This is a genomic window from Mucilaginibacter antarcticus (assembly GCF_042686155.1).
Taxonomy (GTDB): domain Bacteria; phylum Bacteroidota; class Bacteroidia; order Sphingobacteriales; family Sphingobacteriaceae; genus Mucilaginibacter; species Mucilaginibacter antarcticus.
On sequence record NZ_JBHUON010000002.1, the window covers coordinates 220,548 to 246,698 of the forward strand.

21 protein-coding genes are annotated in these 26,151 nt (G+C 44.2%); 9 read left to right on the forward strand and 12 right to left on the reverse strand.

Annotated elements, in window-relative coordinates:
* Nucleotides 1-22 precede the first annotated feature (22 nt).
* The 4 genes from ACFSYC_RS02925 to ACFSYC_RS02940 all read left to right on the forward strand — a co-directional run bounded on the left by ACFSYC_RS02925 (nucleotide 23) and on the right by ACFSYC_RS02940 (nucleotide 4,263).
* Entirely contained in the window at nucleotides 23-247 is a 225-nt protein-coding gene (locus ACFSYC_RS02925) for a hypothetical protein (protein ID WP_377123338.1), read from the forward strand.
* A gap of 476 nt (nucleotides 248-723) precedes the next feature.
* On the forward strand, nucleotides 724-1,218 hold the full coding sequence (locus ACFSYC_RS02930; protein WP_377123340.1) for a gluconate 2-dehydrogenase subunit 3 family protein: 495 nt from the start codon (nucleotides 724-726) through the stop codon (nucleotides 1,216-1,218).
* 10 nt (nucleotides 1,219-1,228) lie between these two features.
* Nucleotides 1,229-2,941, forward strand: a complete 1,713-nt coding sequence (locus ACFSYC_RS02935) for a GMC oxidoreductase (RefSeq protein ID WP_377123342.1) — start codon at nucleotides 1,229-1,231, stop codon at nucleotides 2,939-2,941.
* A 38-nt stretch (nucleotides 2,942-2,979) separates the two neighbouring features.
* Complete coding sequence (locus tag ACFSYC_RS02940; protein WP_377123344.1) at nucleotides 2,980-4,263, forward strand: polysaccharide pyruvyl transferase family protein; 1,284 nt, start codon at nucleotides 2,980-2,982, stop codon at nucleotides 4,261-4,263.
* A gap of 209 nt (nucleotides 4,264-4,472) precedes the next feature.
* On the opposite strand, the gene ACFSYC_RS02945 is transcribed toward ACFSYC_RS02940, so the two are convergent.
* Both ACFSYC_RS02945 and ACFSYC_RS02950 read right to left on the reverse strand, forming a co-directional pair.
* Nucleotides 4,473-5,666 carry a hypothetical protein gene (locus ACFSYC_RS02945; protein ID WP_377123346.1) on the reverse strand — a complete coding sequence of 398 codons (1,194 nt, stop codon included), beginning with the start codon at nucleotides 5,664-5,666 and terminating at the stop codon, nucleotides 4,473-4,475.
* 415 nt (nucleotides 5,667-6,081) lie between these two features.
* Nucleotides 6,082-7,572, reverse strand: a complete 1,491-nt coding sequence (locus tag ACFSYC_RS02950) for a sensor histidine kinase (protein WP_377123348.1) — start codon at nucleotides 7,570-7,572, stop codon at nucleotides 6,082-6,084.
* 219 nt (nucleotides 7,573-7,791) lie between these two features.
* Between ACFSYC_RS02950 and ACFSYC_RS02955 the strand changes: the two genes are divergently transcribed.
* Together ACFSYC_RS02955 and ACFSYC_RS02960 are read left to right on the forward strand one after the other, a co-directional pair.
* Nucleotides 7,792-10,479: a family 78 glycoside hydrolase catalytic domain gene (locus tag ACFSYC_RS02955; protein WP_377123350.1), complete on the forward strand. Its 2,688-nt coding sequence runs from the start codon at nucleotides 7,792-7,794 to the stop codon at nucleotides 10,477-10,479.
* Nucleotides 10,480-10,532: 53 nt separating this feature from the next.
* The gene (locus ACFSYC_RS02960) at nucleotides 10,533-11,813 is read left to right on the forward strand and encodes a leucine-rich repeat-containing protein kinase family protein (protein WP_377123352.1); all 1,281 of its coding nucleotides are present in this window, start codon (nucleotides 10,533-10,535) and stop codon (nucleotides 11,811-11,813) included.
* A gap of 113 nt (nucleotides 11,814-11,926) precedes the next feature.
* Here the strand turns inward: ACFSYC_RS02960 and ACFSYC_RS02965 are convergent, their stop codons facing one another.
* The 4 genes from ACFSYC_RS02965 to ACFSYC_RS02980 all read right to left on the reverse strand — a co-directional run bounded on the left by ACFSYC_RS02965 (nucleotide 11,927) and on the right by ACFSYC_RS02980 (nucleotide 16,476).
* Nucleotides 11,927-12,763: a DUF2911 domain-containing protein gene (locus tag ACFSYC_RS02965; RefSeq protein WP_377123354.1), complete on the reverse strand. Its 837-nt coding sequence runs from the start codon at nucleotides 12,761-12,763 to the stop codon at nucleotides 11,927-11,929.
* Nucleotides 12,764-12,850: 87 nt separating this feature from the next.
* Entirely contained in the window at nucleotides 12,851-14,788 is a 1,938-nt protein-coding gene (locus ACFSYC_RS02970; RefSeq protein ID WP_377123356.1) for a heparinase II/III domain-containing protein, read from the reverse strand.
* A 36-nt stretch (nucleotides 14,789-14,824) separates the two neighbouring features.
* Complete coding sequence (locus ACFSYC_RS02975; protein WP_377123358.1) at nucleotides 14,825-15,100, reverse strand: hypothetical protein; 276 nt, start codon at nucleotides 15,098-15,100, stop codon at nucleotides 14,825-14,827.
* A 59-nt stretch (nucleotides 15,101-15,159) separates the two neighbouring features.
* On the reverse strand, nucleotides 15,160-16,476 hold the full coding sequence (locus tag ACFSYC_RS02980; RefSeq protein WP_377123360.1) for an alpha-L-rhamnosidase-related protein: 1,317 nt from the start codon (nucleotides 16,474-16,476) through the stop codon (nucleotides 15,160-15,162).
* A 67-nt stretch (nucleotides 16,477-16,543) separates the two neighbouring features.
* On the opposite strand from ACFSYC_RS02980, the gene ACFSYC_RS02985 reads away from it, so the two are divergent.
* Complete coding sequence (locus ACFSYC_RS02985) at nucleotides 16,544-17,119, forward strand: YdeI/OmpD-associated family protein (protein WP_377123362.1); 576 nt, start codon at nucleotides 16,544-16,546, stop codon at nucleotides 17,117-17,119.
* Nucleotides 17,120-17,194: 75 nt separating this feature from the next.
* Here the strand turns inward: ACFSYC_RS02985 and ACFSYC_RS02990 are convergent, their stop codons facing one another.
* Complete coding sequence (locus ACFSYC_RS02990) at nucleotides 17,195-17,569, reverse strand: response regulator transcription factor (protein WP_377123364.1); 375 nt, start codon at nucleotides 17,567-17,569, stop codon at nucleotides 17,195-17,197.
* Nucleotides 17,570-17,778: 209 nt separating this feature from the next.
* Entirely contained in the window at nucleotides 17,779-18,756 is a 978-nt protein-coding gene (locus ACFSYC_RS02995; RefSeq protein ID WP_377123366.1) for a GlxA family transcriptional regulator, read from the reverse strand.
* Between the two features lie 96 nt (nucleotides 18,757-18,852).
* On the opposite strand from ACFSYC_RS02995, the gene ACFSYC_RS03000 reads away from it, so the two are divergent.
* On the forward strand, nucleotides 18,853-19,464 hold the full coding sequence (locus tag ACFSYC_RS03000; protein WP_377123368.1) for a DinB family protein: 612 nt from the start codon (nucleotides 18,853-18,855) through the stop codon (nucleotides 19,462-19,464).
* The gene (locus tag ACFSYC_RS03005; RefSeq protein ID WP_377123370.1) at nucleotides 19,451-19,882 is read left to right on the forward strand and encodes an SRPBCC family protein; all 432 of its coding nucleotides are present in this window, start codon (nucleotides 19,451-19,453) and stop codon (nucleotides 19,880-19,882) included. Before ACFSYC_RS03000 ends, ACFSYC_RS03005 begins: the two co-directional genes overlap by 14 nt.
* 52 nt (nucleotides 19,883-19,934) lie before the next feature.
* Here ACFSYC_RS03005 and ACFSYC_RS03010 read toward each other — a convergent pair whose 3' ends face one another.
* The 4 genes from ACFSYC_RS03010 to ACFSYC_RS03025 form a co-directional block, all read right to left on the reverse strand.
* On the reverse strand, nucleotides 19,935-21,266 hold the full coding sequence (locus ACFSYC_RS03010) for a UDP-N-acetylmuramoyl-tripeptide--D-alanyl-D-alanine ligase (RefSeq protein WP_377123372.1): 1,332 nt from the start codon (nucleotides 21,264-21,266) through the stop codon (nucleotides 19,935-19,937).
* 102 nt (nucleotides 21,267-21,368) lie between these two features.
* The gene (gene recQ / locus ACFSYC_RS03015; RefSeq protein ID WP_377123374.1) at nucleotides 21,369-23,528 is read right to left on the reverse strand and encodes a DNA helicase RecQ; all 2,160 of its coding nucleotides are present in this window, start codon (nucleotides 23,526-23,528) and stop codon (nucleotides 21,369-21,371) included.
* Between the two features lie 57 nt (nucleotides 23,529-23,585).
* Nucleotides 23,586-25,328 carry a sensor histidine kinase gene (locus ACFSYC_RS03020; RefSeq protein ID WP_377123376.1) on the reverse strand — a complete coding sequence of 581 codons (1,743 nt, stop codon included), beginning with the start codon at nucleotides 25,326-25,328 and terminating at the stop codon, nucleotides 23,586-23,588.
* Between the two features lie 138 nt (nucleotides 25,329-25,466).
* Nucleotides 25,467-26,123, reverse strand: a complete 657-nt coding sequence (locus ACFSYC_RS03025; RefSeq protein ID WP_377123378.1) for a YceH family protein — start codon at nucleotides 26,121-26,123, stop codon at nucleotides 25,467-25,469.
* Nucleotides 26,124-26,151 lie beyond the last annotated feature (28 nt).

Here is a 26,151-nt window from a genome sequence, read left to right on the forward strand (position 1 = left end):
ATATTTTACTTAATCAAACACCTTGTATGAAAAAACATTACTACTAATTTTTGCAATCATTGGTGCATCAATTTCAACAACATTTTCTCAATCATTTTCCGGAAGTTATACCGTGGTTGATGGGGATGAATTGACGTTAGAAGCCGTTGGCGAGGCTCTCTATCCATATGTAGGTTCTAATCCAACTTATGGCTTTACGTACATTCAAAGCGGAAGCATTTCAAGTTTAGTAGCTCCCACACTTTAAAGCCTCACAGAAATGTGAGGCTTTTTTATTTATGGCTTATGCCACCTCATGTACATTGCTACTAAGGTTCAAATTCAAAACCATCGTTTGAGTTATCATTGCGCTTAGCACCACCTTTTATAGCGTTCTCGCTAGACAATTTGTACCGTTCTCTAAGCGTAACAAGCGCGTTGCAGCATTATCATCCGCTTTTGTGCTAGTATATTAAATTCATTAGCTGCATTTAACCACTCAAATTTCCGTCGATTTTCTTGCGGTGGTAAAAGTTAACTTTCTTCGATAATTTTTCCATAGGTTTATATTAATTATAATAAGCGTTAAGCAAGTAAACCTGCTATCCTTCATCTAATTTTTGATAAATAAACATGTGCTGTTATGCATTTAAAAAAAATGCATACGTCCTGGCGACTAGTGGGTATGCTACGACCCAATGAACTTGTGGCAAAAAACTATTAACAAATTGACAATAATTGAGTATGAACAGAAGAAAAGCGGTTAAAGGGTTATTGGTTTTTGCGGGAGGGCTTACGTTTTTGCCATCTATGCTTTACGGTAATGCAGCTACGTACGCTACCTTATATAAAAATTTTACACTCACCTATCTGCAACACGACGGTTTGGCTGCAATAGTTAGCGCAATTATACCTGCAACAAATACCCCTGGTGCTAAAGAGCTTGGCGTGCATTTATGGATACTAAAGATGTTGGACGATTGCTATGATCAGCGCACACGCGACACTTTTTTTTCAGGCCTGGAAAAAATAGACTATAAGGCGGCAAATCTTGCTGAAGTTTTACTCCAGGTTGACTCAAAAGAGAACAAACTTGGTGCAGACGCACAAACCTTTTTTAGGCTGACCAAAAAGTTGACAATTAAAGGGTATATGAATTCTGAATATGTAATGACCAAACTATTGGTTTATGAGTTAGTTCCGGGCAGGTGGCACGGGAAAGTGCCGGTTAAAAGTTAATAAAATCGTTATGGCCAATTTATCAATCGATAGTATAAAAGACCGAACCTTTGACGCAATAGTAATTGGTTCTGGCATTAGCGGCGGCTGGGCCGCTAAAGAGTTAACCGGAAAAGGCTTAAAAACGCTGGTACTTGAACGTGGTCGCGACGTTCGCCATTTGCTGGATTATCCAACCACCAATATGTTTCCCTGGGAATTTGAACACCGGCTGCAAATGCCGCTTGCAATTACACAGGCAAATCCAGTTGTTAGCAGGTGTTACGCATTTAACGAAGACTCGAAACATTTTTTTGCAAAAGATACGGAGCATCCATACACACAAAAAAAACCTTTTGACTGGATACGGGGAAACCAGGTTGGCGGCAAATCATTATTATGGGCCAGGCATACGCAGCGATGGAGTGATTTTGATTTTGAAGGCCCGGCCAGAGATGGGTTTGCTGTCGATTGGCCAATTCGTTATAAAGATATTGCGCCCTGGTATAGTTATGTTGAAAAGTTTGCAGGCATTTCAGGCAACCGCGACGGATTGCCCCAGTTGCCTGATGGAGAGTTTTTGCCTGCATTTGAACTTTCGGTGATGGAACAGTATTTTAAGGAGCAATTAAAGAAAACGTACCCGGACCGACATGTAATTGCCGCCCGAATGGCACATCTTTCGGCACCGCAGCAAATTCACTTTGATCAGGGTAGGGGCAAATGCCAAAACAGGATATTGTGCCAACGTGGATGTCCGTTTGGGGGCTATTTCAGCAGTAATTCATCCACGCTTCCCTGGGCTCAAAAAACAGGCAAACTTACCCTTCGTCCATTTTCTTTAGTGCAGTCGGTGATGTATGACGAAGCTACCCGCAAGGCCAGCGGCGTACGGATAGTAGATTCAAATACCGGCCAAACTATTGAATACTTTGCCCGCATTATTTTTGTAAACGCATCTGCGTTAAGCACTAACCATATTTTGCTTAATTCGAAATCAAGTAGCTATCCTGACGGACTAGGCAATGTAAATGGGTTGATGGGTAAATATGTAGCGTTTCATAACTATCGTGGAAAAATAAGCGCCGAAGCTGATATGCTTCATCAGTTTACCACAGATGGTCGCAAACCAGGGTCTGGTTACATCCCCCGGTTTAGAAATTTGGTTAAACAAGACACGGATTTTTTACGTGGTTACGCGGCGGGTTTTGCTGCATCGCGCAGGCCCGATCAACAAACCTCAGGGTTAGGATCATCGCTAAAAAATCAACTCTTAAATACTCGCCTGGGTAACTGGGAGGTTAACTCACACATGATGGGTGAAACCATACCCAAAGAGAGCAGCCGGGTAAGTCTTGATGCCGAAAAGAAAGATGCTTGGGGAATGCCGTTATTGGAGATTTCTATGGGTTATGATGACAATGACGAAAAGATGCTTGCAGACTTCTTTACACAATTTACAGAAATGTATAAACTTGCTGGCTTTACGAACATTAAGACACGCGACACCAAACAGGCTCCCGGACTTGATATTCACGAAATGGGCGGGATTCGCATGGGGCTGGATCCTAAAACATCGTTGTTAAATCAATGGAACCAGATGCACGAAGTGAAAAATGTGTTTATAACAGACGGAGCTTGCATGACATCAACATCTACACAAAACCCATCGCTAACTTATATGGCGCTTACGGCAAGGGCAGCGAACTACGCGGTGGAACAATTGAAAAAAGGGGCGCTTTAAGGTTCAGCGCTATAAATTACTTACACCAAAATCCGATTATGACAACTGATAATATACACCGCAGATCTTTTTTAAAACAGTCAGGAATGCTTACTGCCGGCCTGTTACTTGGTCCAGCAATACTTAAAGCGGGCAAACCTAATCCGGTTATTTTTATCGTATCTGGCTGGCAGGATATTAATATTGGCGATATTGCACATACTCCCGGACTAATAGCGCTGTTGAAAAAACAAATGCCTGGGGCCTCCATTGTCCTTTGGAAACGCAAGGCAAGTAAACCGGTAGAAGACATGCTTGCTCATGCGTTTCCTGATGTGAAGATTTTACTAAGTGGTTTGGATGCTGACCTGTTGCCGGTTAAAGAAGAGGTACGTAGCATGTTTAAAGAAGCTGATTTCTTTATCCACGGTTCCGGGCCTAATCTTGTCGCCGCAGATTACCTTACCGCCTGGCATAAACATACCGGTAAGCCATTTGGTGTGTTTGGTATCACGTTGGAAAAACCTACGCCTGATAATATTACACTGCTGCGCAATGCATCATTTATTTTTACCAGGGAAACAGCGTCCATAAAAGTACTGCGGGGTGCCGGACTGGACGGAACCATTGCTTTTGCCCCTGATGCGACTTTTGCTTTAACTATTCATGACCAGGCTAAAGCGTTGCCCTTTTTACAAGAAAATAAACTGGAAGATAAAAAATTCATTTGTGTTGTACCGCGCTTACGGCGCACCCCTTACTACAAACAACCAGGCCGTACAGATTATACACCGCAACGGATAGCGGATACCGAGGCATTAAATGATAAGAACAAAGAACGCGACCACGCCAAATTAAGAGAGGCCATAATTGCCTATGTGCGTAAAACCGGCAATAAAGTGCTGGTTTGCCCAGAAATGACCTATCAAGTAGATATAATGGATGAGTTGCTGATTAATCCCCTTCCGGATGATGTTAAGCCTTTTGTGTTAAAACGCGGTTATTGGATGCCGGATGAAGCGGCATCGGTATATGCCAAAGCTTATGCTGTGTTGAGTTTCGAATGCCATTCGCCCATTATAGCGGCAGCTAATGGCACCCCCTGTTTTTACTTGCGTCAGCCGGAAGACACCATCAAAGGTCAAATGTATTATGATCTTGGCTTAACATCATGGGTGTTTGAAATTGAGAAAGTAACAGGTGCTGATATATCAAACCAACTTATGGCTGTTGTAAACAATTACCCCAAAGCTTTAAAGGATTTATCAGAAGCGATGGCTAGGGTTAATAAGCAGTATACCGATGCTTTTAAAATAGTTAAAAAAGAGTTGGATTATAAATAAGTGGAAGTCCACGTTTGCAAGAGTTTTGACTTAAATAATATTACTTCAATTGTAGTGTGTACAACTGGTCCAGATACCTTGCTTTACCGGAGGCGTGGCAAAAGGAACGGAATATTACCAAATCAAATCCCTTTAATCAGTAAGCCGCAGGTACACACGATAGCTATAGTATCATGTAGGTTAATGATACAGCTTTGATAAATAATGGACTACCTAATATTAAGCGCTTGTTGAACCGCTGTAAGGTTTTTCATGTCAACATTTTTTGACTGTAATAACTGAACAGAGGAGGAGGTAAGAATTACTATCCTGACATCTATACCGTTGTCTATAACACTTCTTGCAACATTGGTTGATTGGCCCGTAATATCCATAACGCCTTTATTGATTGTAGTACTGTAAACATAGAAATACGAGTCCATGCCGTTAGCTATATAAGCGTTACCGATTAAAAATATCTCATTACCATATCCGCTGTCACTAACATAACGCCAGGAAGCCGTTGGTGAGTTTGACGCTTTTATATAGTAAAATGCTACGCTTTCATCGCCCATTTGCGCAAATTTATCTCCCAGTATTATTTGTGTTTGTATAAGGTATTGTTCAGAATTTGGGTTTCCGTTAGTAGTTACGGTATTAAACTTATGGCCTTTGATTAAGTAGGTTTTTGCACCGCTTGATGTTGAGCCGGCGAAATTTACTGCAGCGCCCCAGCCATTTATCGTTTTTGGGCCATACATATCCGCGGTTGGGATATTTATATAGTAATCTCCAATTACACCCAGGCTTGCAGCCGGTACGCCGACGCCGCTTAACAACTGTGATCCATTTTTACCGTCGATGCCATTGCTACCCGCCGCACCGGTAGCACCCGTCGCGCCAGTAGCACCCGTCGCGCCAGCCGGTCCAGCAGCACCAGTAGCACCCGTTGCACCAGCAGGTCCAGCAGCACCAGTAGGCCCAGTAGCACCAGCAGGACCCGTTGCACCAGCAGGTCCAGTAGTACCAGCAGGACCAGTAGCACCGGCAGGCCCAGTTGCTCCGGCAGCGCCCGTTGCACCATTAGCACCGTTTAAACCATTAGGCACTTCGGTAACGTTGTTACCATTCATGCCTTTAACGTTAATGGGTAGTCCCCAGCCACTATTCAGCTTTGGGCCATAAAGTTCGGATGTTGCCAAGTTCAGATAAAAGTCGCCTAAATTACCTAAAGCCGTAACCGGCGTTGTTGTACCAGAGAGGATGGATTTACCATCTAAACCGGCAACCCCTTGTACGCCCTGCGCGCCCGGCGTTCCCTGGATGCCTTGCAATCCATTATCGCCTTTTTTACAAGCAGTAAAACTTATTACTACAACTACACAAATCAGAGCGCAGGTTTTTATATGTAAATCTAATCTCATTATAATCAATAGTTAAACTTTGTCTTATTACGAGCTATTAATTTAAAAGTTACGAAACAGATGATTTTTTAAGTTTATTATGATTTTCATAATTGGACAGGCTTTAATGGGAAATTATCCTTTATAATTGAAGATTCATATATTACTATTTGAACCAAATTTGCAGATTGGATTGATGTGCGAAATCCAATTAATAACAAAGGGAGATTTAGCAATACGCTGTGCTTGCGTACAGTACTCGGCGTGAATACGCAAATGTGGTGAGAAGAGCCATAAGGCGGCAATTGATTGTGAGACGCTAAAAAGGCATTTGCGTAAAATATAATAAAACGGGACATTCTGCATGCAGCGTATAAACGAATTCGCTTGGCTGAGTGGGTAGACCTATACTTGTTAAATCACTTTCCTATAAATATTATTCCGCCTTCAGTGGTAAGCTAAAACTAAATGTTGCCCCTTTACTTAAGGTGCTTTCTACCCATATGTGTCCGTTATGCTGCTTAATAATTTCGGAACAAATAGATAATCCTATACCAAAGCCATTGATATGATTTGTTATCTCCTCCACTCTAAAAAATCGATCAAATATTATCTCCAGGTTTTCTTCTGCTAATCCAATCCCGTGGTCAGTTACCTGTACAATTAAAAACTCCTCTTTTATATAGCTCGAGATTTCAATTGTGGTTCCGGGTTCAGAGTATTTTTCTGCATTACTAATCAAATTATTTACTACTTGCTCAATACGAGACGAATCAATTTCTAAAATTACATCGGTGGATTTAACTAGTATTATAGTATGCTTCGGAATAATTTGGCGGGAAGAATCAATAATTTCACTTAAAAATTTACCAAACTCGATAGGCTGTTTGTTTATTCTTAATTTCCCGGTTTCAATTTTCGAAAGATCCATTAACTCAGAAATAAGATGAGTTATTTTATTTGTATGCGCATCAATTTTAGACAGATAAGGCTTTATTTTATCATAGGCATTAACTTCGCTGACTTTGTGTGCAATTTGTGCATATCCTTTTATTGCCGTCAATGGTGTTTTAAGCTCGTGGCTGGCCACCGTTAAAAAATTGGTTTTTCGCTCATCTAATAATTGTGATTGCGTCAGCTCAGTTTCCCTGCGAATGGCTAACGCTTCTAACTCTTTCTTTTCAGTTACGTCGTTAATAAAAGCTATAAACATCCACTCATTTCCAAACTTGATATTTGAAATACTTAGGGTCACCGGGAACTCATTTCCACTTTTATGAAGTGCGCTTATTTCAATGGTTTTATTTAAGACAGGTCCAACGCCGGTTTTAATGAAATGCTTCATCCCTTGCAGATGGGCCTCACGATATCTATAGGGTATTATTAGCTCGCTTAGGGGCATACCCCTGGCCTCGTCAAAAGTATATCCCAGTATAGCTTCTGACTTGAGATTCCATTCTTCTATAATTTGACTTTCATTGATCACTATTATACCAACTGGGGCATATTTAAAAAAGCCGTGTATTCGGTTCTTTATTTGTTCCTGCTGTTGCGCAATAATTTCATGTGCAGTTATATTCTTTAATACAGCACGGGTATAAGGTCGCTCTTTGTTATTATCTATTATACTGATCTGCCCCTTTAAGATAATCGATCGCCCGTCTTTTGATATCATTTCAAACCTGATATCATCTGAGTTATAGCCATTTATAACTGAGCGCCTATTTTTTTGATATAAATCACGATAGTCGGCTTTAATAAATTGATATATTGACTGAAGCTTTACTTCTTCTAATGAGTAGCCTAGATTAAGCAGCCAGGAGGGATTAACAGTAATTATCCTTCCCTCCATATCCAGGATATGAATTAAGTCGCTGGTGTGTTCGAAAAGGTCTCTAAAGTATAACTCTGGTCTAATTTCAGTCATCGGCTATAAAGGACATACTAACTAAATATGAAACGTGCCCATTTTGTTTTTCTAAGAATATGTCTGGCCCACATCTGCGGCAATAACGGATAAGGCCACACTTTTAATAGCTCCACAGAAATAAGTTTTTGTTTTAGCTTACTTCGCAAGACAGTTAGGGTTGCGTAGCCATTTGATAGCGGCTATTATTGTATAACCAATTAAACTTCGGCTTCTGCTATGAGAAATTACTTGAAAGGCCTTTGCCTTTACTTCTGTATTTTTTGTTCATTGGCAATGGGCGCCATGGCACAGGTTAAAGTTGTCAATTTAAAATGCGATTATCTGGTTAATCCCATTGCTATTGAAACTTCTCATCCGTTGTTAAGTTGGCAGCTGACGTCGCCACAATTGGCTAACAAACAAAAAGCCTATCGCGTAATAGCGGCCAGTAGTTCGGCATTGGTGGCGCAGGGTAAGGGTGATTATTGGAACAGTGGTAAAGTAAAATCGGCAAACTCAATACAGGTTATTTACAGGGGTAAAGCGCTAAATTCAAAGCAGCGGGTTTACTGGGCCGTGATGATTTGGGATGAAAAGGATAAGCCATCCGGCTGGAGCGCTACCGCATCTTGGGGAACCGGGCTGTTGCACGGAACCGACTGGAAAGCTAAGTGGATAGGGCAAATGACTGATGTAAATGTCGACAAAGCCATAACCTACCCGGCACCATATTTTCGCAAAGATTTCATTACGGGCAAAAAGATAAAGCAAGCCACAGCTTATGTGAGCGGATTGGGTTTTTATGAATTATACATCAATGGCAAAAAAATAGGCGATCAGGTGCTTGCACCAGCCGTAACCAACTACGACACACGACCGCTAAAAAAGCTGCTTTATCCGTATGATGATCAGTCGACGAAAAGGGTGCTTTATAATACGTTTGATGTTACTGCCAATATTGCCCAAAATAAAAACACCATTGGTATGTTGTTGGGTAATGGTTGGTATAACCAGCGCGATAGAACCGTTGAGGGCAACATGTGGTATGATATGCCTAAGCTGATTTTTCAATTAGAGATTACATATACAGATGGCAGCAAGCGTGTAATCGTCTCTGATAATAGTTGGAAGACTACCACCGGTCCACTACTGAAAGACGGTATTTTTAGCGGCGAGAAATATGATGCGCGACTAGCTTTAGGTAATTGGGACAAACCCGGTTATAACGACACCAACTGGCAATCTGCCCTATTAGTACGCCCACCTTTGGGCGCGCTGTATCCGCAAACTGCCCCTTTTGATAAGGTAACCCGCACTCTTAAGCCCGTTTTTGATGGTAAGGTAAAAGACTCGGTTTATCAATATCACCTGGCCGAAACGGTATCCGGCTGGGCGGCTATCCGTGTAAGTGGTAAGGCCGGTAGCCGGGTTAAGCTCAGGTATGTGAGTGAAGAAGGCGAAGACTATGGGCAGGTTGATACCTACACGCTCAAAGGCACCGGCACAGAAACCTGGGAGCCTAAGTTTACCTGGCATGCGTTCAGAAAGATTGAGGTTACCAGTGCCAATGTAGCGCTAACTGCCGAGAGTATAACGGTTAAAGATGTACATACAGATGTTGCAGCAAATGGCAACTTTGAGTCTTCGGACCCGCTATTGAACAAGATCAACACGGCCTATTTGAAAACCCAGCTGGCTAACCTTCACGGCAGCATCAGCAGTGACTGCCCGCATCGCGAACGGTTGGGCTATACGGGTGATGGCCAGGTAGCTATGGAGAGTGCCCTGCTGTCATTTGACATGCCACAGTTTTACCGTAAGTGGTTTGACGATATAGACGATGCCCGTAACCATAAAACAGGCTTTGTAACCCACACAGCCCCTTTTGGCGGTGGTGGCGGCGGCCCTGCATGGGGATCGGCATATGTGATAATGCCTTGGTTATATTACAATTATTATGGTGATACCGAAGTGCTTTTGCGGCATTACGAGGGTATGAAAAGGTGGGTAGAATACCTGCACACCCGTACAGACAGTCGCGGATTGATCACCCGCGAAGAACCCAAAGGCTGGTGCCTGGGCGATTGGTGCACCCCTGAAAATATAAAACTGCCCGAGCCATTGGTTAATACCGCCTACTTTTATCACTGCGCTGAAACTATGAGTAAAATAGCAGATTTACTGGGTAAAACAGCAGATAAACAATGGTTTGAGAACAGTAAAAGCCAAGTAAAATCAGACTTTAATAAGGCTTATTTTAATGCGGATAAAAAAACCTATTGGGAAGGACGGCAGGGGGCTGATGTGTTTGCACTAGCCTTTGGTTTGGTACCCGATGGGGAGAAGGCTGCCGTTTTTAATACCCTGCTGAAACACCTTGAAAAACTCGACTATCATTTTGACACGGGCATTTTGGCCACACCTTTATTGCTAAAGGTGCTATCAGAAAACAACCGCGATGACGTTGCCCTAAAGCTAATGACCCAAAAAGACAGGCCAGGTTTTGGTTACTTGCTTGATGATAAGAACAGCACGCTTTGGGAAGAGTGGAACGGTGGCGGATCGCACGCGCACCCGATGTTTGGTAGCGTGGTGAGCTGGTTGTACTCGGCACTTGGCGGCATTACGCCGGGCAGTGCTGGTTGGCAGCATTTTACCATCGCCCCAAAACCGGTTGGCGATTTGCAATATTGTAAAATCAGCTATAACAGCCTATTTGGTAAGATCAGGTCTGAATGGAAAAAGATTCCTAACGGCGGTTTGGATATGCTGATCGAAATACCTGCCAATACATCGGCAACCTTTGTTGTGCCGTATGGTAAAACGGTTATAAAGGACTCAACAGGCAAAAACTTCAACACCAAAAAGGTAAATTATCAAACAGTTATTGAGTTTTCGTCTGGAGTGTATAAATTTGAGCTATAATTCAGTGTTGATCAGCTGAGTGAATACTTAGACCATACAAGCTAAAAGATTATATGCACACGCTGAGACAGTTGCAAAATGGCGAATTAAAGGGAATCACCGCACTTGAATTGACGGAAAAGCTTACCTATTTCCCACAAGAGATATTTGACCTTGCGGATTCGTTAGAATATTTGGATCTGTCAGGCAATCGGCTAACTACTTTTCCGCCAGATTTCGGGCGGCTTAAAAAACTCAAGATTGTGTTTTGCTCGGGCAATCTTTTTAACACCTTGCCCGAAGTATTAGCCGATTGCCCCCTGCTTGAGCTTGCCGGGTTTAAAAACAATCAAATAACAACCATACCTCCAAAAGCGCTTAATGCCAACCTTAAATGGCTTATCCTAACTAACAATAAGGTTAATGCCCTGCCGCCAGAAATTGGCAACTGCCACCAGCTGCAAAAACTGATGCTGGCCGGCAATAAGTTAACCCTATTGCCCCAGGAGCTTAGCCAGTGCAAAAATTTGGGATTGTTACGCGTATCTGCCAACAACTTAACAGATTTGCCTCAATGGCTTTTTACTATGCCTAACCTGGCATGGTTGGCTTTTGCCGGCAATTCATTTAACCCTGAACCGCAATTGCCACCGTTAAACCTGTTAGATTGGAAAAGCTTTAACATTATCTCACTTATCGGTGAAGGCGCTTCCGGGATGGTTTATAAGGCGGTTGACACCAACGGAAAGCAAGTAGCCATTAAGGTTTTTAAAGGAGATGTAACCAGCGATGGGTTTCCTGAAGATGAAATAGCGGTTTGCCTCATGACCGGAACACACAAAGGCTTGGTTAACTTAGTGGGCCAAATCACCGGGCATCCAGAGGGAAAGAAAGGTTTGGTTATGGATTTGATAGCGCCGGGCTTTTATAACCTGGGCATGCCACCGAGCCTTGAAAGCTGCACGCGCGATATATTCAGACCAGATTTGGTATTGACATCAAATGCCGTAATTAATATTGCAGGCACCATAGCAGCCGTGGCGGGGCAAATACACGCTAATGGCATAATGCACAGTGATATGTATGCGCACAATGTACTTACCGATGATGACGGTAACGCCTTCTTCAGCGATTTTGGCGCTTCATGCTTTTATGATAAAAATGATCTCACTGCAGCCCCCTGGCTTGAGCGGATAGAGGTTAGAGCTTTTGGCTATCTGCTTGAAGACTTGATAAAACTTTGCCCTGATGAAAACCATGCGTTGCAAGTTTTAAGAAAATTGAGGGATGAGTGTCTTGCAACCGCCGTTTTAGAGCGGCCTAATTTCGAACAGATCAACCAAATTTTGTCTTAGACAGGCGTTACGGTAAACATTGTAAATAGTAAGATAATAATTACGGCTTCTATTGTGAAATTAAGTAGATATAATAAAAACGGCCCGTAAGTGAGCCGCTTTTATATTTGCAATTACAGCGTTTTAATCAGGTCTTGCGCCATTTTAACGTATTCGTCATTTTTGGCTTCGGTAGCGGTGGCTATCGTTTTTTCGGCAGCAGCTTTCGCGCCGGTTTCATAGCCGGCCTTTTTATAAATACGGGCCTTTAGCATATACATAAAAAAGGCTTTAGCATTGGCCGGGTCAGCGGTAGCCAGGTCAATCCATTCTTTTGCTTTGGCAATATCTTTACCATTGTCATAGTAGTATTGCGCGGCTGCGTAATAAGGCTTGTTGTCTTTACTAAATACATCAGTGATCTGTTTCATCACCTTAGCGTCGGTATCAATGCTTATGGGCAGGCTCACCATGGTGTTATCCCACATTAACTGTACATCGCAGCTTGTGCCGGTAATGTTGCCAAAGTTGATGCTTAATGTTTCTACTTTATTACCCAATTTAACCGGGGTAGCTTTTACTCTCACCACGTCGTTAGCTTGCTTATATTGGTCTGGCTGGGTAACGGTCACATCTTTAGTGATGATCAGTGTCCACTCCGTAGCTCCGGGGATGCTCAAGAATCCATATTTGCCTGCTTTTAACAGTACGCCGCCAATCGTAACATCATCGGTAAATTTAAGGGTTGTAGCGTTGTTGGCGCCTGTACGCCACACCTTACCAAACGGCGCAAGCTCTACACCCAGTTTGCGGCCTTTAAGCGCCGGGCGGCTATAACTTAACTCTATAGTACCAACGCTAAAGTTTTGCGTAATAGTTTGTGTAGGCGATGCCTGCGGCGTAACAAGCGATTGTGCTTGCGTGCACACAGTAGCCATCATTAAAAAGGCAATTAGGATAATACGTTTCATTTTATCTCTTTGGTTTAGAGCAAATGTAATCTAAAGATGATTAGCGTCCAAGGGTAGCATTGATCTTAGGCCGATAGAGATGCTACGCTAATTAAACGTTACCGTATGCTTTCCTTTTAGTTGCTGGTTCTTTAAAGTCAAGGTAACCCGGCTAAGACTGCCTGCCCACGATTGAGCTAAGCGCGCGTCGTCGACCGGCCGCAATTCAACTTTATAATCAAACACAGCCGGGTTGTAAGTCAGCATAACGGTTTGACCGGTAGGATTAGTTAATTTCAAGCTGCCTTTATGTTCTTCGGTAATGGTCCCATAAACCAAAAAGTTAAGGCCGCTTGGGGCAATCAGTTGTTTCAGGTAATAAACCTCGGTAAGGGTAAGCGTGCCTTTAGCGGGTATAAAGTTAAAGGTGCGCTGCCAGCTGTTTACCTGCGCCTTTGCAGGATACGCCGCTGCAATATCCATGCTTAACGACTGTTGGGTTTTGGTAGTCTTGTAGCTTACGTCGTTCGCCTTGAAACGTAGTCCATTTTGCTGGTCGGCACCATTTAAGGTTGGGCAGTTATGCCATCCCGATTGCATGAACCATAAGCTATACCGGTCTTTGCCAAACGTTTGCCTGGTATAAGTACCTACACCGGCGTCAATTACCACCGGCAAACCGTCTTTGTATACAATAAAGTTGCCTACATCATTATGGTTGTGGCTCTCGTTATTATTACCGCCCTTTGCTGCAAAATAAAGTCCTTTGGGTGTCCCCGCAGTTTGCCGTAATGCAAGTACCTGCAAATTAGGTAGCCAGCTTTGCTGCACTTGCGGAGCTTTAGGTGTGGTGCTATTTAACACGGCGTTAGCAGATAGCCCACCTAAAAACAGGCTGATGTCGCCAAGGTTATAGCCAACGGCGCCGCTATTTTTATGGCGGCTGTAGGCCGCAAACTGCAACAGCTGCGGGTCATTAAACAGCTTGCCAAATAGATAAATTTTTAAAGGGTCCTGAGCAGATAGCGCGCCTGCATCAGCAAAGTTTACATAGTAGTTTTGGTCGATATGTACTTTGTAAATGTAGCTGCCAATATTATGAATCAGCTGGTTCTTTGAAAAATCAAGCCGCTGATTGGTAAACGTACTCAGCAGATCGAGAAATTGAATAAGCGAACCGCCTGCAATGGCCCAGTACGATGGCCCTTCGTCGCAACCACCGTCAGCCGGATAGTCGTTTAAAAAGAAGTCAATACTTCTAATGGTTTTATCAACGGTGGCGTCGCGCCTGCCTTTATCATCCTGTGCCAAAAGCGCGGTGTTCAACACGTTGGTATTGATAAACGTGTTCCAATTATTCATTTTACCCCCTTTAAAACCCATCCATGATAGATCATTCCGGGTTAAAAAAGGCTCAAATATTCGTTTATTTAATTCAAAATCTATCCGCTTAATCAACAATGGCGAATAAGCATTCAGTTGGTCTTTTAACAGGTACTTTGTATTTGCCAGCAGGTTTGCCGTTTGGCTGGCAAAAAGATCAAGCACGGGGTCTTCCGTATCAGGCAAGCCTGTCCCGGCATTCTGATACCCTTTCATGTGTGCGGGCAGTGCCCAGGTGCTCTCTTCTAAAATGGCTCCCAATCCATTTACCATTTCGGGCAGGTAACGGCCCTTTTGTTCGGTGATCTCGCCTATCAGCAAGGCGGTGAAACGGTTTCGTCTCGCAAAATATTTGTTCTCGTAATTAACGCGATTGCCGGTTTGTTTAAACTCGTTAAATACGCTTAATGGCAAAATCTCCCAGGGTGCATTCACTTGCTTATCCGCCTGGGCAATGATTAGCGACTTTGATTCACCCGGAATAGCTTTTATTAATTCTGTAATTTGTTTTAATTGCGCGGCCTTTATAGAGTCTACCGCGTTAAGCGAGGCGTTTTTACCCTGCTCGCTAAATTTTTTATAAAAGTAACCCTTGGTTTGTGCTACGGATGCAGTAGTTATTGCACAAAGTAAAACAGCTATAAAGACACGTTTATGCATCATTTGTAATAATTGTATGGGTTAATAAAACCGCTTTGCCTATTGCTGAAATATTTCGGGGTACTTTCTGATAAAGTAAACCGGCGTACAGCTCCAGGCGTGGCAATAACTATTTATGGGAGCAAAATTATAAGGCGATTTTAGCTCGTCCGCAGGGTCGTAAACTTCCCAAAATGTGTCTGCGCCCTTTTTGATCATACCGCCCCAGTAGCTAGTAAGCGCTTCTTTAGCTTCGGCTTTAAGCCCGCTTTCAATCAGGGCCGCTACATAGTAATGGTACATATATGGCGCGCCGGGCTTTACTGCACTTTTCATGGCGGGCAAGGCTTTCAACGCGCGTTGCGCTTCGGTCTTTGATGCAACACCGCTCAATATCATCCAGGACTGGCCGCCGTAGGATACCTGCCGGTTAGCGCCACTGACAAAGAGCCCAAGCTTTTATCGTATAAATTTTTATAAGCCGCGGCTTTCAATTTTTTAGAAAGCGCAGGTACATCGGTAATCTCGCTCTCTTTGCCTAAAAGTTTGGCCAAAGCATAGGTTTGGTTAAGCGCGGAAATAGACGCGCCCTGCAGCGGCGCCTGTTTATCCAGCCCGTCTTTCCAATCGAAGAACACCCACCACTCTTTACCCGCTTTCTGGTAGTCCATCATGCCATCGGCTCCGGCAAAATGCTTTACAATATCCAATTGCTTTTTGGCAACGGGCCACAGGTCAAGGCCGGTTTGCTTGTCGCCTGTCGCCTCTACATACTCTTTAAGGGCCACGTTGTACAGGTAGCAATAATCGAGCAGGCGGGTTTGGTGGGCGTGCGGGGTAGGCTGCTCAAACAGGTCGGCATTTAAAATACCGTCAGGGTTTGATAAGCCAGCCAACAAATACAGGCAGCGTTTGGTGAGGTCGTGATTTTTAAACGAATAAATATTAGCAAGCGACTCCAGGTACAGATCGCCTATCCATAAGCGTTGGTCGCGTTTTGGGCCGTCCTCGTACACTGTTTGCATACATTCTTTAAGGGTAGTTAAACCAACGCGGTCAATATCTTTTATTAATGGCGATGCCGTAGCTGCCAATGGCGGCGGTGTTGCCGTAACCGAGGTTTGGGCCTTAAACTGAATGTCTGCAAAACCAAACTCGTGGCTGTTAGACGATCCTATAAAATCTATCTTGACATACCTGAATGCTACCCGACGTGGGATGGTGATAGTGGCCGGTAATACGGTTACGGTAACCACTTCGTCTTGCAGCCAGGCGCGGCTCAGACTGCCGGGATATGGGTCAAACGGTGTCGCCAGTTCGGCAGGCACCTCGCCAAAGGTGAGCTTTAAGCGCAGCGGCGCATCCATCGCATTTCTGCGGGTGGCAAGGGTGAAAGTGCAATAACCGGTAAGGTGCTCGCCAAAGTCGACTACGATGCCGCTATTTTTGCGGTTGAACGACGCTTTATACAGCTGATCCACACTGCCGGCTTTAACCGCCTTCCATCCCTGAAAAGCTGCTGCGTCTTTCTCTAACTTAACAATGCCGACAGGTTGTTTAATGGTTTGCGTTAGTACGGGTTTATATTGTTCGGCTTTTTCAAGCCAGGCTTTGCGGTATGGGGCATAAATATCTTGTGCGTGGGTACGCAAGGATAAAAGCGCTAACGTGCCGATTAATGCAACTGCCGTTTTACGTAAATTTGTGATCATAGATTATTTGAATACGGAGGAAGCCTTTTATAAGGCTAACGCAATATAATCTATATTTACATAACGTATGCAAACCGATACCGAAACCTTTTACCCTAAAAACCGCCGCGAGTGGCGCAAATGGCTCGAAAAAAATCACGCGACTAAACAGTCGGTATGGGTGGTGATGTATAAGAAAGCTTCAGAGAAACCATCTATCAGCTGGACTGATGCAGTGGATGAGGCAATTTGTTTTGGGTGGATTGATAGCCTGAAAAAATCGGTTGACAGCGAGTCTTCCGTTCAGTTTTTTAGCCGGCGGAAACCTAAGAGCGCATGGTCAAAGATCAATAAAGACAAAGTGGAAAAGCTTACTAACGAAGGACTGATAACCCCTGCCGGGCAAACCACGATTGATATCGCGAAGCAAAATGGCAGCTGGGCATTATTAGATGAAGTGGAACTACTCGTCATTCCTGACGACCTGCAAGCGGCATTTAAAAGGCATCCAGGTAGCCGGGACTTCTTTATGAGCCTGAGCAAATCGATCAAAAAAATGATGCTGCAATGGGTAGCCTTTGCCAAACTACCGGAAACGCGGGAAAATCGGATTAATGAAATTGCCGAACTTGCGGGGCTTGGTAAAAAGCCTAAGCAGTTTTAGGAGCTAAACAATAAAGGTGTGGGGCAATAACAGTGCGAAGTTAAATATTCGCTTAGGGAGGGGAAGGGTTGAGAACTAAGCGCTCAATTGTTTGAAACCAAGTAGTCGCCTTGTGGCGCCAACCAGCTCATCAATATCAAAAGGTTTGGCAATAAACTCATCACAGCCAAACTGCATAAAATCAAAATCCGGTTGTGCAAATGCCGAGAAAATGATCACAGGTGTGTTCTTAAAAGATGGATGGGCCTTTAACTTGCGGCAAATCTCGCCACCGTTACCGTTAGACAGGCGGTAATCCAAAATAATGGTATCGGGACGAAACTCCTCGGCCATTGGTATAAAATTGGTACAGGTGTTTGTAGTCTGTACTTCAAATCGCTCCATTATAAACAGAGCTTCAACCACCAGGAGTATCTCCTGATCGTCGTCTAGCAACAAGATCTTTTTCATGACGCTTTCGGTATGGCGATTAGCTCGAAGAAGCTGAAAGCGATGAAGTCGTTCGAAGAACCGGGATGTTAGGGCCCCCTTCGCAAATAGACCGTTTACAGTTGATCAAACCATACAATTTAAAGTTCGAAAACTTAAGTGACAAATCCTAACGATTGGTTAATTATTTTCTTTTAAAGAAATGTTAAGAAAGCGGGTAACTGTGAAAATCAGGCCAAATCCCTATTATATCGGTTGCGATAATCTAAGGGAGAAAGACCAGTAATTTTCCTAAACACCTCCCTAAAAGCTTTTAAATCGGCGTAGCCAACTTCATACATCACTTGGTTAATAGTCTTTCGGCTGGTTTCAAACGCCCGCTTAGCTGCCTCGACTCTAACCCTTTGCGCATATTCGGCCGGTGTATTACCAGTTGCTTTAATAAAACGACGGTCGAAATTACGCCTGCCAATGGCAAACCTGGATGCCAGGTCTTCTATTGATAACTTTTCTTCCAATTTATCTTCTAATACAGTCTGCGCTTTTTTAATCAGTTCGTCGCTATGCAAACGCTGCCCTTTAAAAATTATAAAGGCCGACTGGCTCTGCCTATCCATATCAATCTGGAACACCTTGGCGCAAAAAATAGCGGTCTCACGGTCGTAATACTTCTCAACCAGGTATAAAATAAGGTTTAAGAAAGAGTAAGCGCCGCCATTGGTATAAATGCCCTGTTCGTCGGTAATGGTTTGATCGGTTTGCAGGTTTATTTTTGGATACAACTGCTTGAGCTTATCGGCGGCCGACCAATGTGTAGAACAACTTTTACCATCTAACAAACCTGCCGCGGCCAGCAAGTAGGCGCCGGTACATACGCTGGCTACACAGGCGCCATTTCGGTATTGGCTACCCAGCCAGTCAATCAACTCGCCATTGGCTTCTATGGCTTGTTCATAGTTATGGTTGAGCGATGGCACAACCACCAGATCGGTCTTGTTGATATTTGCAATATGCTGGTGCGGCCTGGCGGTAAATAACCCACCATGAAAATCAACCTCGTCGGACAGACCTGCCAACTCAATCTGAAATACTTCTTTTTTGCCCCGCTCTTTTTGGTAAGCATTGGCGCGGCTAAATATCTTATAGGCGCCTACAATGCTACTCAAATTGTTGTCGCCGTTAGGAACAACGATGGTGAGATGTTTCATGTGTATAAAGATAAGGTATTGTGTATGTCTAAATCAACCCTTCATGTTGTCTAAATAACACCCTGCCAAGGAGTTTTTAGTCGTGTAAGTTTGTATATGAAAAATACAATTACCGGGCTGCTTACCATACTGATAAGCTTTAGCGTCTATGCGCAGCAAATAAAACCAACAGCAATGACAACTAAAGAAAGAGAATATGCGATGCGTTTTTTAAAGGAAACAGAAACTGCAGTTTACAGCTCGGTAAAGAGCTTAACAGATAAACAGTTAAATTTTAAGGCTGCGGCTGATAAGTGGAGCGTAGCTGAGTGCGTTAAACACATTGCCGCAGCAGAAACAAACCTTTGGACCATGGTTGATGCCTCATTAAAACAAACAGCCAATCCGGAGCAGCGGACCGGTATCAAATTCAGTGATGAGGATCTGGTTAAAGCGGTGGAGGACCGTACCCATAAATCGAAAACCTTTGAGGCGTTGGAGCCGGCAAATTCACCCTATAAAACGGTAGATGAAGCCTTAGCCGCCTTTAAGCAAAACCGCGCAAAGTTGATAGCTTTTATGCAGACTACCAAAGCAGATCTGCGTAATCATATATCGGTTTTGCCAATTGGTACGTATGATGCTTATCAGTTTGTACTGCTTATTTCGGCTCATACTAATCGTCATACCCAACAAATACAGGAGGTTAAAGCAAATGCAGGATTTTAATATAATATTTACCGTCGACCAAACGCCCACAGAGGTGTTTGAGGCTGTAACCAACGTGCGCGGATGGTGGTCTGAAAGCCTTGAAGGCCAATCGGCCCGGGTAGGCGATGAATTTATTTACCGCCATGGCGATGTGCATTACAGTAGCCATCGGCTTACCCAGGTAGTGCTTAATCAAAAAGTAGTATGGCTAACTACCGACGGCAGCATTAACTTTGTTGACGATAAAACTGAGTGGACCGACACAGAAGTTGTTTTTGAAATAACAGAAGGCGAAAAGGGAACAACGCTTGAATTTACGCACAAAGGCTTAACGCCTTCACTCGCTTGTTACCAAGCCTGCAGCGGTGGTTGGAGTCATTATATGGACAGCTTGCATAAATTAATTACAACGGGCGTTGGCCAGCCGGATAAATAGTGGCGGGTTGGCGTGTCGCATGGGCGCGCTCTATTAGGTACTGATTGCTATTTTAAAACAACTCCACCAAACGCTCCATAGCCATGCCGCGCGAGCCTTTGATCAATATGGTCGCACCGTTTATGTTATGCGATCGCAGGCCTTCTATGGCCTCGTCGGTGGTAGCGTAGGTTGTTGCTGTGCCCTGAAAGGTGCCGCTTTTTAATAGCTGTGGCGCTTTAGAAAACTCCTGCCCAATAAATATGCGTTCGTCTACCGCTGTTTCTAATGCTTTTTGCATTACGGCGGTGTGTTCCGAAGCAGCTTCGGCACCCATTTCAAACATGTCGCCCAGTATCAGTACTTTTTTATCAGCAGTAATTTTACCCACGTTTTCAATGGCTACTATCATGCTGCTGGGGTTGGCATTATAGTAATCGCAAATCAGGGTATTGTTTTGGGTGCGCACAATTTGCGAGCGGTTATTCTTTGGCTGGTAACCCTTGATACCCGCATTGACCTGCGCGGCCGAAAGTTTAAAATACACCCCGAGGCTTATGGCTGCCAAAATGTTATCTAAATTATAGGCACCGGTAAGCTGGGTTTTAACCGCATGGCTCTCACCGGAAGTATTGTTGGTCCATTCTAATGATAGCAACGGCGCGTTTTCGGTGATCTCCCCACTTATTAAATCCTCAATTGCATCGCCATAAAAAATAGCGGGTGTGGCAAACTTGCGCTTGCCGTACATTTCCATTAGTAATGGATTATTGCTGTTGATGAACGCCACACCACCGCTGGTTGCCAAAAAATCGTACAATTCGCCTTTGGCTATTTTAACGCCCTCAATGCTGCCAAAACCTTCCAGGTGTGCCTTGCCTACATTGGTGATTAAGCCGTGCGTCGGTTGGGCTATGCTGCTCAACAATTCAATTTCTTTAACGTGGTTTGCACCCATCTCTATCACCGCCATTTGGTGCGATGCGTTGATGCTCAAAACGGTTAGCGGGACGCCTATATGGTTGTTAAGATTGCCTTGGGTGGCCAGTGTATTAAACTGTTGCGATACTACAGCGTTGATCAACTCTTTAGTCGTTGTTTTGCCGTTAGTGCCGGTGAGGCCAATAACGGGAATAGTTAACTGTCTGCGATGATGACGGGCCAAATCTTGTAACGCAATGAGCACATCTGCCACCACAATACACCGGTCATTCAATTGGTAAGCAGGGTTATCAATAACGGCGTAAGCCGCGCCGGCCGCTACGGCTTGCTCTGAAAATGTATTAGCATCAAACTTATCGCCTTTTAAAGCAAAAAACAGGCTGCCGGGCGCTATTTTGCGGGTATCTGTACTAATGACAGGGTGATTAAGGTAGTGTTGATATAGCTGTTCGGTGGTTATCATAATTGTAAACATTGTATGTCATTACGAAGAAAGAGCAATCGCACGCTGCAAAAGTCGCGATTGCCATGCTACGCCCGCAATGACAATGTGTTAAGATCAAAGTTATTCATTTCTATTTATCCAAGCCAATACAGCTTTAATTTCGCTATAGCTAAAATCAGCGCCTAATATTTCTTTCAGGGGTGCCAGGCGTTCTGCACCGTAAGTTTCAATAGCATCTTTAATAAACGAGATCTTTGCTTGCGGCACCATTTCTAGAACATCCAGCTCGCCGGTTTGTACAAAGTAGCTCAAATGGCTCTCTACCGTAGTGGTTGACAAGCCACGCTGAGTAGCAATTTCCGCAATGGTTTTGTCTTTTTTATACAGATCAAGGCTTGCGCGGCGGGTGTCATTACTGCGCGGCGTGCTTACGCGTTCTGTTCGTGGCTTACGCTCACGCTTTTTACTTTTTTGGTCTATTTTTGAATTTAGGCCACGCTCTGCAGCGTAGGTACTGATGTGGGCCACAAACTCACGTCCGTATCGCGCCAGCTTAATGTCGCCGAAGCCTGATATAGAACGCAGCTCGTCCAGGCTTTGTGGCAGGTAAGTAGCCATCTCCATCAAAGTAGCGTCAGACAAGATATTGTACGCAGGCACATTCTCCAGTTCGGCCATGTGGCGGCGCGTATTTTTTAGTACGCTAAACAAATCGTTTTCAAATGGCAGTTCTTCGGTTTCGCGCTCTTCTATGGTTTGGGTAGCTATCAGATCAACCTTCTGCAGCCCTTTTAAAACCGCGTTGCTTTTATCCGTCAGCTGCAAAACCGGGTATTCGCCGTCAGAGAATTTTAGATAATTAAGCGCCACCAGCTCGCGCAGGTACCGTTGCCAGTCGGCTTTGCTTATATCGCTGCCCACGCCAAACGTTTTAAGCTCTTTATGTTCCTGCCGTATCTTTTCGCTCTTTGACCCCCGAAGCACATCTATAACATAGCCTGAGCCAAAGCGTCCGTTTAAACGGGTCACTGCCGACAGCGCCTTTTGAGCTATCAGCGTCCCATCAAACTTGGTGATCTCGCTCAAACACACATCGCATGATCCGCAATGGTCCGGGGCTTGCTCATCAAAATAATTCAGCAAAAACTTACGGCGGCAGGTAGGCAGCTGGCAATACCTGGACATGTCGTCCAGCTTGCTTAGCATAACACGGGTTTGCTCCGGGTCGCCGTCAATACTTACAAAACCTTTCAGCTTAATGGCGTCGCCGGGCGAATAGAATAGCAGCGCCGACGATGACAACCCATCGCGCCCGGCACGACCGGTTTCCTGGTAATATCCTTCAATGTTTTTAGGCAAATCCATGTGCACCACGTAGCGCACGTTAGATTTATTGATACCCATACCAAAGGCAATGGTTGCCACCATGATCTTTACGTCATCGCGCAAAAAAGCTTCCTGGTTGCGGGCTTTTAATGCGCCATCTAAACCTGCGTGGTAAGGTTCGGCTAAATAGCCCTGGGCTTTAAGGTCCTGCGCCAGTGTGTCTACCGATTTACGCGATAGGCAATAAATAATGCCCGACTCGTCTTTCTTATTTTCTAAAAAGGTAAGTAACTGGCTAAAGCTATTTTGCTTGGCATTTACCCGGTAAGTAATATTGGCGCGGTTAAACGACGATATATACACCGCCGGATCTTTAAGATTTAGCTTTTCAAGAATGTCCTTTTGCGTCAGTTTGTCTGCGGTAGCCGTAAGCGCTATTACCGGTATGTTAGGGAAATGCCTTTTTAGTTCGGCCAGCATCAAATATTCCGGCCTGAAATCGTGCCCCCAATGCGATATACAGTGTGCTTCGTCAATAGCTATCTGGGCTACCGGCACGGGTAGCGCCCTTAAAAACACAACCAGTTTGTTGCCTGTGCCAAACAAACGCTCGGGCGCCAGGTATAATAACTTTATATGGTTGCTGTTTAGCTGCGCGATGATATGACTTTGCTCGGCTGGATTTTGCGACGAGTTTAAAAATGCCGCCGGTATGCCCGCTACATTCAGGCTGTCTACCTGGTCTTTCATTAATGCTATTAGGGGCGATATCACTATGGTTAGCCCATCTAATAACACAGCGGGTAGCTGATAGCAGAGTGACTTACCGCCACCGGTTGGCATTAGCGCCATAACATCGCCGCCGCTTAAAACACGGTTTACAATGGCCTCTTGCTCATGCCTGAAAGTGTTATAACCGAAATATTTTTGGAGGGCCTGCAGCGGTGTCATCATTTTTTAGCGAAAGCGATGAAGGTAGTAAAATGACGCGTTAAGGCTATGATAATTTTGTCAAAATTCATATGCTACCACGTTTATAGGCAGGGTAAAGTAAAAACGGCTTCCTTCGCCTATCTTGCTTTCAACGCCAATGGTGCCTCCGTTTTTTTCGACAAAATCTTTGCAAAGCAGTAAGCCCAGGCCGGTGCCCTGCTCGTTTATGGTGCCGCGTGTGGTAAAGTTATTGTTGCCAAAAAGCCTTTCTATGTTTTCGGCACCTATACCTACCCCGGTGTCGGCTACCAAAATGGTTGCAATATTACTTTTGATATCTGCGCTGATGGCTATTTTGTCGCCTGCTGTGCAAAATTTAATAGCGTTTGATACCAGGTTGCGCAAAACGGCTTGTATCATGTCCATATCAGCATAAACTATGGTAGCCAGCTGTATATTACTTTGAAGCGATATGCCCTTATCCGCCGCCGCTTGCCCAAAGCTGTTTAGCACATAAACCGCGTTATCCTTAATGTCAAATTGTATGGCGTTAATTACGGTGCCTTCCAGCTGGCTTTTTGACCATTGCAGCAAATTCTCTACCAGGCCAGATGTGTAGCCTATATTTTCGGACAGTGTTGGCAGGTAACTTTTAAATTCGTGCTCAGAGACCATGCCGTCGCTGGCCATTTTCAAAATATCCATCAAGCTTAGTAAAGGCGATCTTAAATCGTGAGATATAATGGAAAACAGGCGATCCTTTAACTGGTTAAGTTCCTTCAGTTTATACTCGGTTTGCTTGCGCTCGGTAATGTCTCTAAACAGCATGATCTTGCCGCTGTAAACGGTTTTGTTTTCAAATAAGGATGTCAGTGTGACAGAGAAATACCTCCCGTCTTCCAGCTGTATCGCTACCCGGCCATTCTCATGGTTATAACATACCGTATTATTCAAGTCGGCAAAACCGGGGAAAAGATGCGCCGTAGTTTTACCTATAACCTGATCAATGTTAGCCCCAATAATCTGGCGCATAGGCGGGTTAATGTCAACCACGCGGTCGCGCGCGTCGAGTACCAAAACGCCCTCTTGCAAAGCATCGAATATCTTGCCGCGTGCTATGGGCACAATGTCAAACAGCTTAAAACCCAATAAACCTATGGCGATGAATAGCGATAGGGCCATAAACGCGAAAGGTGTAAGGTCAAGGTGCCCAAACGGCCTGATAACAAACAGATAAGCAATATTAACCAGCCAGGGTATCATGGCTCCAATTAAAATAATGCGGTTCTGCTTTTTAATAAATTCATCGGCTTTTTTAAATCGCGACGCGATCAGAAGCAATCCTCCACCCAGCAAAATGTAAAAATAAGCGGTGTGGATGCGGTACCAGATCCCTACATGATGACTAAGCAATGGAAAAGGCCCGCTATTGTCTACCGCTACAGAACTATAGTGCAAGTGGTGCAGCGGGTTTGTCCACACCATTAACACGGTGATAACACCTATGCTGAATATTAATACCCGGGTTAGCGGAGTAAGCCAGCTCTCTTTTCCCACAAACCCAATAACAAATATGGCCCATAAGGGCGGTAATAAGCCTATACCTAAGTATTCAATATTAATCCAAAACAGCATTTGTTGCAGGGTGTTGGAAGATAATTCGCAGCCGTAGGTGATGGCCCAAAGGGCAATAAATACCATTACGTAACCAAACCAACGCACCGCGCCGCCGGTTTTTTTAAATACCATCCACGCTATACCCAAAGTGATAAGACCACTCAGAATAAGCGTTATGGCGAATACATTGTTAGGGAAATGCATAGTGAAGCCTTACGGTCTTTCAATTAAATAAGGTTGGTACAACCTTTACGAATATAATGATATTGTAAGTTAGGTTAGATTATAATTAATAACAGTTTGTGATTAACGACCTGTTTAAAACTAGCTGTTATAAATAATTCAGGATAACTCTTTCATCAGCTTATCAAACGCCTCTTTAAGTTCGGCAAGCTCTGTTTCAACTTTGCTTAATCGTGCCTCTAAAGCGGTGTCAGCGCGGCCACCGCTTGCAGGTTGCTCATCGTAGTCATCCTCACCTACTTCAGGCTCGCCGGCAAGCAGGTGGGCGTAGCGGGCTTCTTTTTGGCCGGGGCGCTTTGGTAGCTGCTTTACGTAAGGCATATCGCCACCGGCTAATTTTTCTAAAACTTCCTGCACCTCTTCAATGGTATCAAACTCCCATAAACGGCCGGCATTGGTGTTTAGCTCTCCCGGTGTTTGTGGGCCGCGCAATATCAGCAGACACATTATTGCCAGTTCTGATGGTATCAGCGGGAAAACAATGGCGAAATTGTGCTTGTATTTTATGGCACGGCTTGAGCCGCCGGTAGCGGTTGATATCAGTCCGCGCTTTTTTAAAGTATTAAGCGCTTGTGCCACCGTATCATCATCATACTGCACAACGGGCTTACGCGATGTTTTTTGATTGCAGGCCGCGGCAAGCCCATTTATCGTCATCGGGTAATAATCGGGCGTAGCCTTGCTCTTCTCCATTAGCGATCCAAGTACCCGCAGTTCGGTTGCATCAAGTATAGGTAGGGTTTGTGGTGTGTCCATCAAGTTTAATAACGTTTAGTTTAATCAG